Below are 14,359 nucleotides of genomic sequence, written 5' to 3'. Positions count from 1 at the left end.
CGAAAGAGCGGGGGAAGCGTCATGACCACGATCGCGCAGCGGACGCTGCCGATGTTCCTGGACTGGCTGGAGGAGGGCCGGGCGCGGGGGCAGGTCCGCTTCGACGACAAGCAGGGCACCTGGCAGGTGTACGGGCATCCCGAGGCGTCGGAGATCCTCTCCGATTCCGGGGTGTTCTCGTCGGACCTCTCGGCGGTGATGCCGCCGCAGGAGGACTACGAGTCGTTCCAGAAGGGGAACTTCGTCCGGATGGATCCGCCGCGGCACCGGAAACTGCGGGGACTGGTCAGTCAGGCGTTCACCCCGCGGATGGTGGCCGGGCTGGAGCCGCGGATCGCCGAGGTGACACACGACCTGCTGGACGAGGTGGAGGGACGTGCCCGGCTGGACCTGATCGACGCGCTGGCCTATCCGCTCCCGGTCATCGTGATCGCGGAGCTGCTGGGCATCCCGACCGGCGACCGGCCGGTCTTCCGGCGCTGGGCGGACGTGCTCTTCGACCAGAACAGCATCGACCCGGAGGAGTCGCTGGAGACGGCCGGTAAGCGGGCGATGGCGAAGGCGGCGCCGACCATCCGGGAGATGAACGCGTACCTGCTGGACCACATCCGGGCCCGCGCGGCCCATCCCGGCGACGATCTGACCAGCACACTGTTGCAGGTGGAGGTGGACGGCGAGCGCCTGGACGAGCAGGAGATCGTCGGGTTCGTCGGGTTGCTGCTGCTGGCCGGGCACATCACCACCACGGCGACGCTGGGGAACACGATCGTCAGCCTGGACGAGTGTCCGGAGGCGGCCGAGGAGATCCGCCGTGATCCGGGGCTGCTGCCCGGCGCGATCGAGGAGAGCATTCGCTATCGGACACCGTTCCCGCGGCTGGTTCGGATGACCACCGCGCCGACCAGGGTGGGCGGCGTGGATCTGCCGGCGGGAGCGGTGATCCAGCTCTGGGTGACGGCGGCGAACCGGGATCCGCGGATCTTCGACGAGCCGAACCGGTTCGACATCCGGCGCCGGCCCAACCCGCACCTGAGCTTCGGGCACGGGATCCACTTCTGCCTGGGCGCGCCGCTGGCCCGGCTGGAGGCGAAGGTGGCGCTGCGGATCCTGCTGGAGCGCTACGGCGACATCACGGTCGCCGCCGACGAGCCGGTGGTGCACCGGAATCCGTGGCTGATGGTGAGCGTCAACCGGCTGCCGCTGGACGTTTCAATCACTTGACTTAATCAATGTGCCGGAGTTGACTCGATCCATGGCGCTTGACACGGTTCCTACGTTTCCGATGGTACGAGCCCCGAAATGCCCGTTCGATCCGCCGCCCGAGCTGCACGGTCTGCAGGAGCAGGCCCCGCTGGCCCGGGTGCGCCTCTGGGACGGGAGCACCCCCTGGCTCGTCACCCGCCACGCCGAGCAGCGCACCCTGCTCGGCGATCCACGACTCAGTTCGGACGTGCGACGACCGGGCTATCCGCTGCCCAGTCCGGCGCGGCCGACCGGCTCCGGGAGTATCGGGTTCATCCTGATGGACGATCCGGAGCACGCGCGGCTGCGCCGGATGGTCACCGCGCCGTTCGCCATCAAGCGCGTGGAGGCGCTGCGTCCGGTCGTACAGGAGATCGTCGATGATCTGATCGAGGAGATGCTCGCCGGTCCGAACCCGGTGGACCTGGTCGAGGCCTTCGCGCTGCCGGTGCCGTCGCTGGTGATCTGTCACCTGCTCGGCGTGCCGTACGCCGACCACGGTCTGTTCCAGGGGCACAGCCGGAATCTGATCAGCCGCAGCGTGGCGATCGAGGAGCGGACGGCCTCGTTCCGGGCGCTCACCGACTACCTGGACGGCCTGCTCGCGACGAAGGCCGAGACGCCCGGCGGCGACCTGCTCTCCCAGCTGGTGGAGCGGGTGGCGAACGGCGAGCTGACCCGCGCCGACGCGGCCGGCATCGGGGTGCTGCTGCTGGTCGCGGGCCACGAGACGACCGCGAACATGATCGCGCTGGGCACGCTGGCGCTGCTGGAGCACCCGGATCAGCTCGCCCTGCTGCGCGAGAGCACCGATCCGGCGCTGGTCGCGAGCGCGGTGGAGGAGCTGCTGCGCTACCTCAACATCACGCACACCGGGCGGCGGCGGGCCGCGCTCGAGGACATCGAGATCGCCGGGGTGACGATCCGGGCCGGCGAGGGCGTGATCATGGCGAACGACATCGGCAACCGGGACCCGTCGATCTTCCCGGAGCCGGGTGAGCTGGACCTGACCCGGGACGCGCGCCGGCACGTGGCGTTCGGGTTCGGCGTGCACCAGTGCCTGGGCCAGCAGCTGGCCCGGGTGGAGCTCCAGGTCGTGTACAGCACGCTCTACCGGCGCCTGCCCGCACTGCGGTGCGCGGTGCCGCTGGACGAGGTCCCGTTCAAACACGACGGTCAGGTCTACGGGGTATACGAGCTCCCCGTCAGTTTTTGATCAGATCCCCGCGCTCAGCGCCAGGGCGGTCGCCTCGCCGCGACTGGAGACTTCGAGCTTCTTGAGTACGCCCGCGACGTGGAACTTCACCGTGCTCTCGGTGACGCCCAGCGCCTCGCCGATCGCCCGGTTCCGCTTGCCCTGGGTGACCAGGCGCAGCACCTCCAGCTCGCGCCGGTTCAGGCCGGCCAGACGGCTCTCGCCGGTCCGGTCCGGCTCGGCGGCCGGTGCGAGCGGCAGGTCGATCGCGGCCCGGCTGCCCCAGCCCGGCACCGCGTCCAGCTCGACGGTCGCCTTCAGTGCCCGGGCCCGGCCGTCGAGCTGGTGCCGCAGCGCGCCCAGGTCGAGGCGCCCGGGGTCCTGACCTCGGACGTCGACCCTCAGATGCGTGCCGTCGCACTCCCACGCCACCCGCAGGCGGGTCAGCCCGGACTGCGCGGTGAGCGCCAGCACGACCGCCCGGGTCATCGCGTGTGCCGCCTGCGCCACCTCGCCGGGCAGGGTCATCGTGTGCTCGGACCGGCCCGCTTCGGTGCGCCGGCCCGTGTCGCCGGGCGCGCAAGCGGCCGGGGCCACGAACTCCAGCTGGGCCTCGTGGTGGCGCAGCATCTGCCGGATCTCCTTGCGCAGCCGGGCGAAGACCGCCGGCAGCGGCTCCGCGGAGAGCGCCTGGTCGGAGGCCCGGGCGCAGCGCAGCGCGACCAGCGCGGTGGAGGCCTCCTCGGTCGCCGCGAGCCGGGCCCGATGGTCGTCGAGTGCCGTCGAGCGCAGCGTGGTCAGCACGGTGACCAGCGCGGTCTCGTGCGCCGCGGCCATCTCGGCGATGGTCCGGGCCCGTTCGCTGGAGGCCGCCCGTGACTCGGCGAGGTAGTCCGGGCTGGCCTGCGCGACCTGCTGCCGGATCGAGGTCGCCACGATTCCGAAGAGCTCGGCCAGCGGTGCCGCGGGCTGCCCGGAACCCCGGGGGATCAGCACGAGCAGCGTGTCGACCGGGTCGCGGACCACCCAGACCGGGCGCTCGGCCCCGGCGATCGTCGCGATGGTGGCGACCGGCGCGCCCGGTGTCACCCGTGCCTTGAGCTGTTCCAACTCGGTCAGGGTGACCCGATTGATCATCTCGGTGTCGCCGGCCACCTTGCGCGGCCGTCCGGTGCACTCGCGGGTGAAGATCACCAGCGCGGTGTGCGGCCACCGGTCGCCGAGGAACCGGGAGAGGCGCCCGGCGATCTCGTGCAGCGGCCCGTCGATCACCTCGCGGAGCCCGTCCAGCTCAGTCGTCACGCCACCACCCTAGACCTGTCCCGCCGACCAGTTTTTTCCCCTCCGAAGACCAGGTCAAGAGCTTTGCGCGTACGCCTAGAGTCGGGGTTGATCTTTATTGACGGAGAGAGAAGAACCCATGCCGCAGCAGGTCCGTGGAGTCATCGCCCGCACCAAGGGAGCGCCGGTCGAGCTGGTCGACATCGTGATCCCCGACCCGGGTCCCGGTGAGGTGGTCGTCGCGATCGCCACCTGCGGGGTCTGCCACACCGACCTGACCTACCGGGAGGGCGGGATCAACGACGCGTACCCGTTCCTGCTCGGTCACGAGGCGGCCGGCACCGTCGAGACCGTCGGCGAGGGCGTCACCGACGTCGAGCCGGGCGACTTCGTGATCCTGAACTGGCGTGCCGTCTGCGGACAGTGCCGGGCCTGCAGGCGCGGTCGCCCGCAGTACTGCTTCGCCACCTTCAACGCGACCCAGAAGATGACGCTGACCGACGGCACCGAGCTCACCCCGGCGCTGGGCATCGGCGCGTTCGCCGACAAGACCCTGGTCCATTCCGGTCAGTGCACGAAGGTCGACCCGACCGTGGACCCGGCCGTCGCGGGCCTGCTCGGCTGCGGTGTGATGGCTGGCATCGGCGCGGCGGTCAACACCGGCGCCGTCGGCCGCGGCGACTCGGTGGCCGTGATCGGCTGCGGCGGCGTGGGCGACGCGGCCATCGCCGGCGCCCGCCTGGCCGGCGCCACCACGATCATCGCGGTCGACCGGGACCCCCGGAAGCTCGCCTGGGCCGTGGACCTGGGCGCCACCCACACCGTCGACGCCTCCACGACCGACGCGGTCACCGCCATCCAGGAGCTGACCGGCGGTTTCGGCGCGGACGTGGTGATCGACGCGGTCGGCCGCCCGGAGACGTGGAAGCAGGCCTTCTACGCCCGTGACCTGGCCGGCACGGTCGTCCTGGTCGGCGTGCCCACCCCGGAGATGACGGTCGAGGTCCCGCTGCTCGACGTGTTCGGGCGCGGCGGCGCGCTGAAGTCCTCGTGGTACGGCGACTGCCTCCCGGAGCGCGACTTCCCGGTCCTGGTCGACCTCTTCCAGCAGGGACGGCTGCCGCTCGACCGGTTCGTCAGCGAGCGGATCGCCCTGGAGGACGTGGAGAAGGCCTTCCACACCATGCACGCGGGCGAGGTGCTGCGCTCCGTCGTCGTCCTCTGACGGCGGGCGCCCGTCGATCAGTGTCTCCAGCCGGCCGCCCGTAGCTGGTAGGCGGACGGCTCAGGAGACACAGCGGACGTAGGCCTCGTCGACCTCGTGAGCCGTGGTGATGCCGTCGTTGTAGGTGAGCAGCCAGCGGTTCGGGGAGTGGGCGGCGGAGGTGGTCGCGGACCAGAAGGCGCCGGTCTTCGGGGTGGCCGGGAAAGCCTTCACGTCGATCGCGGGGGAGACCCGGGTCTCGTCGACCGTGGTCTCCAGCTCCTTCAGGGTGGGCAGCCGCCAGGTGCGGCCGCCCAGGTCGAGGCCGGTGCAGTAGGCCGCGGCCTTGCCGACGGCCATCGGCGTCGAGACGCCGCGCTGCCAGGTCAGGCCGGTTGCCGGGTCGGTCACTTGACCGCTTCTTATCTGGTACGAGGGTCGGCCGGAGCCACCGTCGGAGCGCACGCACCGCACGGAGTACTCGCCCGTCTGGTCGCCGGCATTGCTGGTCAGGCCCTCGTAGAAGTTGACGATCCAGGCGCGCAGCGGGGTCTTGGTCACCGCCCACGGGGACGAGGTCCAGAAGTACCGCGGGGGCGTATCCGGAAAAGCCTTCTCGTTGACCGCCGGGTTCGCCTCCGCGTAGTCGGCGATCGAGAGCAGCTCGACGCGGCTCGGCAGGTGCCAGCCGCCGCCGTCCAGCGTCAGACCGGCGCAATAGGACTTCGCGCCGGTGAACGTGTAGGACTTCGGGGCGATCGCTTTCTGCCAGACGAGGCAGGTCTTCCGGTCACGGACGGTGCCGTCGCCGAGGTCGGTGTAGCTGCCCTTGTCGGTCGGGACCGGCCAGTTCGCCCAGATCTTGGCGAGTCCGGCGCCACAGGTCGCGGCTTTTTCACGGGGGGACGGGGTGGGCTTCGACGTGGTCGCCGTCACCGACGGCGTGGTCGCGGAGGGGGTGGGAAGGGCGTCGGTGGTCCGGGCGGCGATCACCACCGGGTTCGCCGTTGGTTGCTCCTGTTCCACCCCCTCTCTCCCGTACGCGAAAATGCCGCCGACCAGCGCGACCAGAACACTCACCCCGGCCGCCAGGGGTTTGGCGCGCAGGGCCTGGGAGAGCTGCCGGGGTCGTCCGCCGAGCGTGCCGGACGCCGCGATTCTGGAGATCACGGCGGCGGTGAGCGCGGCCGGCACCGGGATCAGCGCGGCGCCGACCAGCAGCCGCTCGACGGCGATCCCGTCCCGCGAGGTGCTCAGGCAGGCGGGGCAATCGCGGACGTGCCGGTCGATGCGCTTGCGCCACAACGGCGACGGAACACCATCCCAACCCGCGACGGTTTCGGTCAGGCCGGGGCAGCGCGGCTCGGTGCCGAGCGCCGTCACCACTGATCGGGAACGGTCGAGTTGGGCGCGCATACGCTGGATCCGGACCGCCGCGTAGGCCGGGGTGGTCTCCAGCGCGTGCGCCACCTCGTCGCGGGTGAGGCGGCCGCCGGTCTCCTGCCACCAGAGCGCCAGCACGGTCCGGTCGTCGGCGTCGAGCCAGCGCACCGCCTCGGCGACCCGCCTGCGCTCGCCGGAGAGCCGCACCCGCAGCAGCGCCACCTCCTCGAACTCGGCCCCGGACTCCGGCACGGCGTCGAGCGGGATCATCGGGGCCGCCTCCGAGCGTCGTTGGTGCGCGCCGATCTGCTGCACGGCGATCGCCAGGATCCAGGCGCGCACGCTGTCCGGCCGGCGCAGCCGCTCCAGGTGCCGGACCACCTGCAGCATCGTCTCCTGCACCACGTCCTCGGCGTCCGCGTCGGCGCCGAGCGCCCGCCCGACCACGTTGTAGACCAGCGGCAGGTGCTCCCGCACGACGCGCTCGCGAGCCCCGCGATCCCCGCGCTGCGCGGCGACGACCAGGTCGTCGTCGTGGGTGGCACGCTTGCTCATCGAGGTCTCTCCCGCCATTCGTACAACGCGTCGAAGGCTAAATTCCACTCACCATTGTGTCAATACGAGAAATGGTGGATGAAATGGCGGGCGACCGTATATCACTTTTCTTTCAGAAATTGTCTGCGGCGGTTCATAGGCTGTTGTCAACCGTTTGGGAACGGCGGTGAGCAGGTCCGGATCGCCTTCCTGCCGCCGCCCCGCGCCGGTGGGCGGCGGCAGGTGTGGTCCGGTCAGTCGGGCTGGCCGGTCGGCATGACGGTGACGTGGGGGAGGTTCACCCGGGGCGGGAGGCCCGCGAGGAAATCAACGGTCAGCGCGACGTCCTGCGGCCGGAGCCACGCGAGTGCCTGACCCGTACCCTCCTGGCGCCCAGCTCGGCGCGGAGGTTGCGTGACAGCTGGGACACGAAGCCCTGCGGCTTCTCAGTAGCTGGACGGCGCCGCAGCGATCGTGACCGGTCGAGGCGGGGCCGCCTACCGCTCTGCCGGGGTCACCGTGTCGATGAGTCGCCGCAGCTGCGCCGCGGTGCGGTCGAGGGGCTCGATGCTGCGTTTGGCGCGGCACATCGCGACGGTGCCCTCGACGGCGGCGATGATCAGGGTGGCGACCTCGGCGGCCTCTCCGGGGTCGGCGCCGTGCGCGCGCAACGAGTCGGCCAGCAGGGTCTCCCACTGGTCGAAGGCCTCGGCGGCGGCAACGAGGGCGGGTGGGAGGTCGTCGGTGGGTGGTTCCTCGATGGCGACGGCGAGGACGGGGCATCCGGCCCGGAAGCCGGAGTCGAGCACGATCGTGCGCCACATGTCCAGGAACGCCTGGAGCCCGGCGGCCGGGCCGGCCGGCAGTTCCCTGCGCAGGCTGCGGGAGACCAGGTCGCCGGCGTAGCGGACGGCTTCGGTGGCCAGCTGCTGCTTGCCGTCGGGGAAGTAGTGGTAGGTGGAGCCGAGCGGGGCGCCGGCGTGCTTGGCCATCTCCCGGATGCTGGTCGCGGTCAGGCCACGGCGGCTGATCATGTCAGCCGCGCCCGCCACGATGCGCCGGCGTGGGTCGGGTTCGCTGCCGGCCACGAATCCCCCTCTGGTTAGAACGACCGTCATAGTCTAGCCTTCGAGATCGTTATAACGACTGTCATAACGAAGACGCGACATGTCGGCCCCGAGAGATCGATGACCGGCAACCTGCAAACCCGGCGAGACGCGATCGCCGCGCTCGGGGACGACGCGTCCCGCGCCTAAGGAGTCACCATGCGTGCCCTCATGTTCGTCGCCCCCGGGCAGCTCCGCTTCGACGAGGTCGACGACCCCACCATCGTCGACCCCACCGACGCGCTCGTGCGCCCGCTGGCCGCCACCACCTGCGATCTCGACCACCACGTCATCGCCGGCAAGACCCCCTTCACCGGGTTCGGGCCGTTCCCGCTCGGCCATGAATGCGTCGGCACCGTCGTCGAGGTCGGGCCCGATTGCACCCGGTACCGGGTCGGGGACGTCGTCGGCGTGGCCTGGCACATCGCCTGCGGGACCTGCGCGCGGTGCGCCGCGGGGCTGCCGGCCCGCTGTCTCCTGCACCGCGACGCCCAATACGGGCTGCCGGTCAACGGCGCGTGGGGCGGCACGTTCTCCGAGCTGATCCGCGTGCCGTACGCCGACTACAACCTCGCGCCGCTGCCCGCCGGCGCCGACCCGGTCCACCTCGCCTCGATCGGCGACAACCTCGCCCTCGGCTGGGAGACCACCATGCCCCGTATCCAGGGCGTCGACGAGCCACGCATCGGCGTCTTCGGGGGCACCGGCTCGATCGGCCTCTACGTCACCGACGTCGCCGTGCACTGCGCGAAGGCGCAGACCGTCTACTACGACGACGACCCGGCGCGGATGGCGGTCGCCGAGCGGCTCGGCGCCGAGGTCCGGGACATCGACGGCCGGATCGCCCGGGACTTCCACGTCGCCGTGGACGCCTCCTGCGATCCCGAGAAGCTGCGCAAGGCGCTCCTGTCGGTGGTGCCGGAGGGCTGGGTCAACAGCGTCGGCATCTACTTCCAGGACGTCGAGCTGCCGTTGCTCGCGCTCTACCAGCGCGGCGTCAACTTCCACAACGGCAAGGGCATGGCCCGCCCCAACATGACCCCGGTCCTGCGGCACGTGGCCGACGGCACCCTGCACCCGGAACTGGTCACCAGCGGCGTCTACGACTGGGATCAGCTCCCCGAGGTGCTGACCTCACCCGATGCCGGACACAAACCGGTCTTCACCCTGGCGCCCCCGGCGTAAGGACGGACGGGGTTCAGCCGGCTTCCCGGCGCGACGTGGCGTGACGTCGGCGCGCCGGGAAGCCGGGCGCGGCTATCGGATCGGTGTGCGCGGGCCGTCCAGGATGGCGAGGCCCGCCAGGGCGGTGGCGGCCTCGCGGGCACGCGCGGCCGCGGGCACGCCGGGCCCGGCGAAGACCACCTTCAGATGCGTGGCGCCGTTCATGACGTGCAGTGAGGTCAGCTCGGGAAGCCAGTACGCCTCGTCCCCGACGCCGTACACCGCCTCGGCCTCCGATCCGCTGTTCCGCATCTGGTCGAACTCCTGTCGCCCGGTGGCGCCCGCGTCGTCACCGACGTACAGCAGGGTCGAGTCCGGTCGGAGGACGAACTCGCAGAGCGGTGGCCACGACGCCAACCGGACGCCGGCCTCGGCGTCACGGCCGACGACCCGGCTGACCTCGGCCCGTGTGAGGAGGCGACAGGGGTCCGGCATCGCGGTGATGTCCCACGACGAGGCCGGGGCCGCCGGTTCCTCCCGCGCTCGGCACCCGCTCACGGCCAGGGCGAGCAGGAGACCCGCGACGATCGCCCTCACACCGTCGGCCCGCCGCGGAGGAGGGTGTCCATCGGTGGGCAAGCGAAGACCCCACTGGCTACATGCTGACTGAAAGCGTTCAGCCCATCCACGTCCGCGAGTTTCTCCTGTACGGCCACGAACTGCGCCGGATCCCGCTGGAAGGAGATGAAGATCAGCCCGGAATCCTGCAGCCCGTTCACGTCCACGCCGCCGTCGTAGGTATAGGAGCGGCGCAGCATCCGGGCCCCGGACGCCAGCCGCGCGTGCCCGCTCCCGGTTCGCCGGTTCGTGTCGCGGGTCCGGCCGATCATCGATTCCTGCGCGTCCAGGGCGGTGCGGTCCCAGGTGTCCAGCAGCAGCCGGATCCGCCGGGTGACGAGGTAGGTGCCGCCGTGCATCCACTCCGGCCCGTCCGACACCCACAGGTGCCGTTCCCGCGCCGCGGTGCTGGTGACGTCAAGGTTGGCGGTGCCGTCCCGGAAGCCGAACGGGTTACGCGGATCGGCGGTGCCGTCCTGATCCCGGTAGCCGATCTGCCGCCACCGCAGTCCGGCGAACTCCCGCCCGCTATTGATCAGCACGCGAAGCCCGTCGGCGGCGGCGGCCGGAGTGCTCGCGCATACCTGCGCACAGAGGTCGCCATGGCTGCCCCTGGCGTCGATCGCCTCGCCCGGGAACGACGGCAGGGGTCGCAGGGCCGCGGGCCGCCGATCGGCCAGCCCCCGTACCCGGTCGAACATCGCCGGCCCGAACCCGATGGTGACGGTCCGGCCGGAGAGCCTGTTCATATCCGCGGTCCACGACTGCAGCAGTCTGCTCACGGCGTACGGGAAAATGCTTTTGAGATCGAATCCAGCAAGCGCAAGAAATGGCAACGGATGGTCCACGATTCCCGGCTGATGACGGCCGCCGTCAGCGGCCTCGACCATCAGCGGAAGTGTCGCGGCCGCAGCCCCGGCCAGCAGTAGGCGGCGGCTGACGGACCTGAAAGCGCTCGTCACCCGGGGGAGGCTACCCGCTCTGCGGCCCGGCGTCGCTGTGAGAAAACGCCTATCTGGAAAGTGATATGAAACGCCGGCTGCGCCGAATGAATCACGGCTTTGCCAAGGATCACGCATTGATGCATCATGTGCCCTTCAGAAGCCCGTCAGTGGAATTCTCGAAAGGCTATCCCCGTGCGTGAATCGATCCGTTTGCTGTCCTGGCTCGCGGCGTGCGCCGTCGCTGTCAGCACCACGCTCAGCGTCGCCGGCGCCCCGGCGGAGGCCGCGGCGCACCAACTCTGGAAGATCGACTGCGGCTACAGCCATTCGGCACCGGACGACCCGATCGTCTTCCCCGGCCGGCCGGGCGCCTCCCACCTGCACGACTTCCTGGGCAACGCCTCCACGAACGCCTATTCGACCTACGACTCGATGAACGGCGTGACCAGCACCTGCGTGGCCGGCGACCGCGCCGCCTACTGGGCGCCGACGCTGTACCGCAACGGCACGGCCGTGCACCCGGACGGCGCGGTCGTCTACTACTCGGTGACCGCCTACGACGAGGAGCACATCGAAGCGTTCCCCGCCGACTTCAAGATGATCGTCGGCGACAAGAGCGCCACCACCGCCGCCGAGGCCGCCGCCGCGCCGGGCCGGATCTACTGGGGCTGCCACGACAACTCACAGATCGACTACGTCCGCGAGGAGCCGCCGGCGAACTGCACCGGCTCGATCGGCATCCAGCTCCGGGTGGAGTTCCCGTCCTGCTGGGACGGTGTTCCGGTCAGCGGAAACGCGGTCGCCCACATGCGTTTCCCCAGCGGCGGCGACTGCCCGGCCGGATTCCCGCACGCCTTCCCGCGCATCGGTTTCCACGCCACCTACGATTTCGGTGGCCCCGACACCGGAGAGATCACCTTCTCGTCCGGCAACGTCTACTCGATCCACCTGGACTTCTGGAACACCTGGGACCAGAAGATCCTCCAGACCCTGATCGACGACTGCTCCAACGCCGGCGATGTCAGCGAGTGCGGCCACTTCACCGCGGAGAACACGGGCTCCGAGGGCACTCCCGGCAAGCCGGTTCCGGCGATCACCTCCGCCTCCTCGGCGCCCAGGGCCACGAAGACCACGAAATCGGTCACCGCGAGCCCAAGCGTGGGCCCCGCGGTCACCGCGACCACGTCCGCTCCGGCGAGCACCACGCCGACCCCGAACGAGACGACGAGCGCGCCGTCGCCGTCGTCCTCCGCCGGCACCCGCCACGTCAAGGAGCGTGCCTGGTACTGCCTCTGGCTCTGGCGCTGCCGTTCCACCCTGGTCACCGCGGCCGTCGACACCTCGACCACTCCCGCCGGGCACCGTTCGTGGCGCTGCCTCTGGCTGTGGCACTGCGCGTGACCCGCACCGCCCGGCACCGTCAGGCTCGCCTGGACGGGCGGGCGGCGGCCCGGGGCGGGCCGGTCAGTCCACCGTGCCGCCGGTGTTGCGGATCAGCCGGTGGAGGACGCGCAGCGCCGTGACGTAGTCCGCGTCGTCGATGTCGCGGTGGATGCGGGCGCGGATCGCCGGGGCGTGCTGTTTCAGCCGTAGCCGGGCCTCCTCGCCGGCCTCGGTGATCCGCAGCCGGCCGTCGCCGTCCACGGCCAGCCAGCCGCGTTCCAGCAGGATCTCCGCCTCGGCCGCGAGATCGTCCTCGGGTCGCAGGTAGGTGCTCATCGCCCGCCGGAGCTCGGCGTACGTTCAATTCCGCGCCGAAACGACGTTCGGCCGGCGGAGATCATCTGGATGTCAAGCTTCCGGCACATCCGCCGGGCGGTGGTTCGCGTGCCGCCTTATTCGTTTTTCCGGACCGGATTTTGTCAGTCTTTTCCGGTTTGCGGAAACCTGGTATGGGCGTGCACCCGGGGATCCTAGTATTGGCGCGCTCATGTGATTCTCAGCAGAAAAGGACTGACTGAAATGAAGTCGATGACGCGCATGGTGATCGGTGCGGGTGCGGCGGTTCTGGCCGGTGCGGGCCTCGGTGCCGCTCCGGCGTCCGCCGTGCCGCGCGACACCTCCGGCGTGGCGGGTCATGCCGCGGCCGTGACCGGAAAGTATGAGGTCTGGGATTATTACAAGACCGAACTCGAATGTCGTACGCACGGCTTCGCCGGCAAGGACGACGGCAGGTGGATCAGCTTCAAATGCAGTAAGGGATCCGGCAAGTACCAGAAAACCTACGTGCTGTACGTCGAATACGCGGAGGGTCAAGGAGCCCCGGACGAACCTCAGGGAGTTCCCTATTTCGCGCCCATCCCCGGTGTTGAGCCCGGCGGCGGCGAGGTCGATGGCATCCCTGGCGGTGCCGATGAAACCTCCGGTGACGAGACCGGGGGCGGTGACGAGATCGACGGCGACGGCGACGGTGACTACGCCGATGCCGATGCCGATGCCGACGCCGGTGACGAGACCGACGACGGCGACTACACCGACGATTACTCGAGTGCCGATGACGAGGGTGCCGGGGACGCCCCAGGGGGGTCCTTGAACCGCTGATTCGTTCCGGAACAGGCCTGGTCGCTCCGTGCGACCAGGCCTGTCGGTGTATCCGGGTCCAGGGGGAGACGAGCGGGGCGTACGCGGACGCTATGCATTGATTGCTATCTACCTGTAATGGGGCTTGTATGCCTACATTACGGCGTCAATGCCGCGCTCCCACCCCCTCGGAGGAACCATGCGGGTTCGTCGACTACCCCATGCCGTCGCCGCTGTCGTGCTGGCGGTCACGGTCACGGTCGCCGGCTCGGCGTACGCGGACACCCCGCCGGTCACCGCCGCCGCCACGCCCCCGGTGATCGACGCGAGCGTGCCGATGGCGCACCTGGAGCAGCTGATGGCGTTCGCCGAGGCCGGCAGCAACACCCGGGTGATCGGCAGCGTCGGCTTCACCTCCACGGTGAACTACCTCCAGCAGCAGCTCACGGCGCTCGGCTGGCAGACCACCGTGCAGACCTTCACGGTACGGGGACGGTCCGCGTCCAATGTCGTCGCCGAGTGGCCGTACGGCGACGACACCCACGTCATCATGGCCGGTGCGCACTCCGACTCGGTCGCGGCCGGCCCGGGCATCAACGACGACGGCTCCGGGGTGGCCGCCCTGCTCGCGAACGCCGCCGCGATCACCCAGGCGGACCTGCGCCCGACGAAGCGGATCCGGTTCGGCTTCTGGGGTGCCGAAGAGCAGGGTGACGTCGGCTCCGGCTACTACGTGTCGCACCTGACCAGCGCGGACACCGCGAAGATCGACGCGTACCTGAACTTCGACATGATCGGCAACAAGGAGGAGGACGGCGAACCGGTCGGCTGGAGCCTCTACGCCGAGGGCCAGTCGAACGGCCTGAACGAGCCGTTCGCGGAGTACTTCGCCGCCCAGGGCGTCACCGTCAACCCGTCCCTGGACACCGACGACCGCTCCGATCACGCCGCGTTCAAGGAGGCGGGCGTCGAGGTCACCGGCGTCAGTTCGGTCCGCAGCCTCGACGAGCTGGGCGCCTGCTACCACAAGGCCTGCGACGATCTGACCGACGTCTCCGCGGACTCGGTCGCCCTCGGCACCAATGCGATCGCCAGCGCGGTCTGGTCGCTGGCCGGCTGAGCGCCCCGGGAAGACCGGCCCGGGCGTTCCACGAGAGCCGGACGCCCG

Annotated in this window: 13 protein-coding genes; 7 read left to right on the top strand and 6 right to left on the bottom strand. The window is 70.4% G+C overall.

Annotated elements, in window-relative coordinates:
• Positions 1-21 precede the first annotated feature (21 nt).
• Both AB0M08_RS24365 and AB0M08_RS24360 read left to right on the top strand, forming a co-directional pair.
• Positions 22-1,221 carry a cytochrome P450 gene (locus AB0M08_RS24365; RefSeq protein ID WP_364497349.1) on the top strand — a complete coding sequence of 400 codons (1,200 nt, stop codon included), beginning with the start codon at positions 22-24 and terminating at the stop codon, positions 1,219-1,221.
• A 61-nt stretch (positions 1,222-1,282) separates the two neighbouring features.
• Positions 1,283-2,458, top strand: a complete 1,176-nt coding sequence (locus AB0M08_RS24360; protein WP_364497347.1) for a cytochrome P450 — start codon at positions 1,283-1,285, stop codon at positions 2,456-2,458.
• Here the strand turns inward: AB0M08_RS24360 and AB0M08_RS24355 are convergent, their stop codons facing one another.
• Positions 2,459-3,739 carry a LuxR C-terminal-related transcriptional regulator gene (locus tag AB0M08_RS24355; RefSeq protein WP_364497344.1) on the bottom strand — a complete coding sequence of 427 codons (1,281 nt, stop codon included), beginning with the start codon at positions 3,737-3,739 and terminating at the stop codon, positions 2,459-2,461.
• 118 nt (positions 3,740-3,857) lie between these two features.
• Between AB0M08_RS24355 and AB0M08_RS24350 the strand changes: the two genes are divergently transcribed.
• Positions 3,858-4,943, top strand: coding sequence for an S-(hydroxymethyl)mycothiol dehydrogenase (locus AB0M08_RS24350; protein ID WP_364497341.1), 1,086 nt, complete (start codon positions 3,858-3,860; stop codon positions 4,941-4,943).
• Between the two features lie 60 nt (positions 4,944-5,003).
• On the opposite strand, the gene AB0M08_RS24345 is transcribed toward AB0M08_RS24350, so the two are convergent.
• Together AB0M08_RS24345 and AB0M08_RS24340 are read right to left on the bottom strand one after the other, a co-directional pair.
• A complete protein-coding gene (locus tag AB0M08_RS24345; protein WP_364497338.1) occupies positions 5,004-6,860 on the bottom strand; it encodes a sigma-70 family RNA polymerase sigma factor in 1,857 nt (618 codons plus the stop codon).
• A gap of 476 nt (positions 6,861-7,336) precedes the next feature.
• Positions 7,337-7,927 carry a TetR/AcrR family transcriptional regulator gene (locus AB0M08_RS24340; protein WP_364497336.1) on the bottom strand — a complete coding sequence of 197 codons (591 nt, stop codon included), beginning with the start codon at positions 7,925-7,927 and terminating at the stop codon, positions 7,337-7,339.
• Positions 7,928-8,104: 177 nt separating this feature from the next.
• Here AB0M08_RS24340 and AB0M08_RS24335 point away from each other — a divergent pair, with 177 nt between their 5' ends.
• Positions 8,105-9,130: an alcohol dehydrogenase catalytic domain-containing protein gene (locus AB0M08_RS24335; protein WP_364497333.1), complete on the top strand. Its 1,026-nt coding sequence runs from the start codon at positions 8,105-8,107 to the stop codon at positions 9,128-9,130.
• A 72-nt stretch (positions 9,131-9,202) separates the two neighbouring features.
• Here AB0M08_RS24335 and AB0M08_RS24330 read toward each other — a convergent pair whose 3' ends face one another.
• Entirely contained in the window at positions 9,203-9,706 is a 504-nt protein-coding gene (locus AB0M08_RS24330) for a hypothetical protein (protein ID WP_364497330.1), read from the bottom strand.
• Positions 9,703-10,509 (bottom strand): Dyp-type peroxidase, encoded by an 807-nt coding sequence (locus tag AB0M08_RS24325; RefSeq protein ID WP_364497327.1) that lies wholly within the window; start codon positions 10,507-10,509, stop codon positions 9,703-9,705. Before AB0M08_RS24325 ends, AB0M08_RS24330 begins: the two co-directional genes overlap by 4 nt.
• Positions 10,510-10,863: 354 nt before the next feature.
• Between AB0M08_RS24325 and AB0M08_RS24320 the strand changes: the two genes are divergently transcribed.
• Positions 10,864-12,072 (top strand): DUF1996 domain-containing protein, encoded by a 1,209-nt coding sequence (locus AB0M08_RS24320; RefSeq protein ID WP_364497324.1) that lies wholly within the window; start codon positions 10,864-10,866, stop codon positions 12,070-12,072.
• Positions 12,073-12,135: 63 nt separating this feature from the next.
• Here the strand turns inward: AB0M08_RS24320 and AB0M08_RS24315 are convergent, their stop codons facing one another.
• Entirely contained in the window at positions 12,136-12,390 is a 255-nt protein-coding gene (locus AB0M08_RS24315) for a hypothetical protein (protein WP_364497321.1), read from the bottom strand.
• 243 nt (positions 12,391-12,633) lie between these two features.
• Between AB0M08_RS24315 and AB0M08_RS24310 the strand changes: the two genes are divergently transcribed.
• Both AB0M08_RS24310 and AB0M08_RS24305 read left to right on the top strand, forming a co-directional pair.
• Positions 12,634-13,212, top strand: a complete 579-nt coding sequence (locus AB0M08_RS24310; RefSeq protein WP_364497319.1) for a hypothetical protein — start codon at positions 12,634-12,636, stop codon at positions 13,210-13,212.
• Between the two features lie 178 nt (positions 13,213-13,390).
• Positions 13,391-14,311 (top strand): M20/M25/M40 family metallo-hydrolase, encoded by a 921-nt coding sequence (locus AB0M08_RS24305; protein ID WP_364497316.1) that lies wholly within the window; start codon positions 13,391-13,393, stop codon positions 14,309-14,311.
• Positions 14,312-14,359 lie beyond the last annotated feature (48 nt).

Origin of the sequence: Actinoplanes sp. NPDC051851 (assembly GCF_040681165.1) — a bacterium.
Classification (GTDB): domain Bacteria; phylum Actinomycetota; class Actinomycetes; order Mycobacteriales; family Micromonosporaceae; genus Actinoplanes.
Note: the sequence above shows the minus strand (reverse complement) of the source record. Positions and strands in the feature narration are given on the sequence as shown.

Coding starts and splice junctions, on each gene's coding strand:
- AB0M08_RS24305 (WP_364497316.1), top strand. CDS start 13,391: ATGCGGGTTCGTCGACTACCCCATGCCGTCGCCGCTGTCGTGCTGGCG.
- AB0M08_RS24360 (WP_364497347.1), top strand. CDS start 1,283: ATGGTACGAGCCCCGAAATGCCCGTTCGATCCGCCGCCCGAGCTGCAC.
- AB0M08_RS24350 (WP_364497341.1), top strand. CDS start 3,858: ATGCCGCAGCAGGTCCGTGGAGTCATCGCCCGCACCAAGGGAGCGCCG.
- AB0M08_RS24315 (WP_364497321.1), bottom strand. CDS start 12,390: ATGAGCACCTACCTGCGACCCGAGGACGATCTCGCGGCCGAGGCGGAG.
- AB0M08_RS24365 (WP_364497349.1), top strand. CDS start 22: ATGACCACGATCGCGCAGCGGACGCTGCCGATGTTCCTGGACTGGCTG.
- AB0M08_RS24310 (WP_364497319.1), top strand. CDS start 12,634: ATGAAGTCGATGACGCGCATGGTGATCGGTGCGGGTGCGGCGGTTCTG.
- AB0M08_RS24335 (WP_364497333.1), top strand. CDS start 8,105: ATGCGTGCCCTCATGTTCGTCGCCCCCGGGCAGCTCCGCTTCGACGAG.
- AB0M08_RS24345 (WP_364497338.1), bottom strand. CDS start 6,860: ATGAGCAAGCGTGCCACCCACGACGACGACCTGGTCGTCGCCGCGCAG.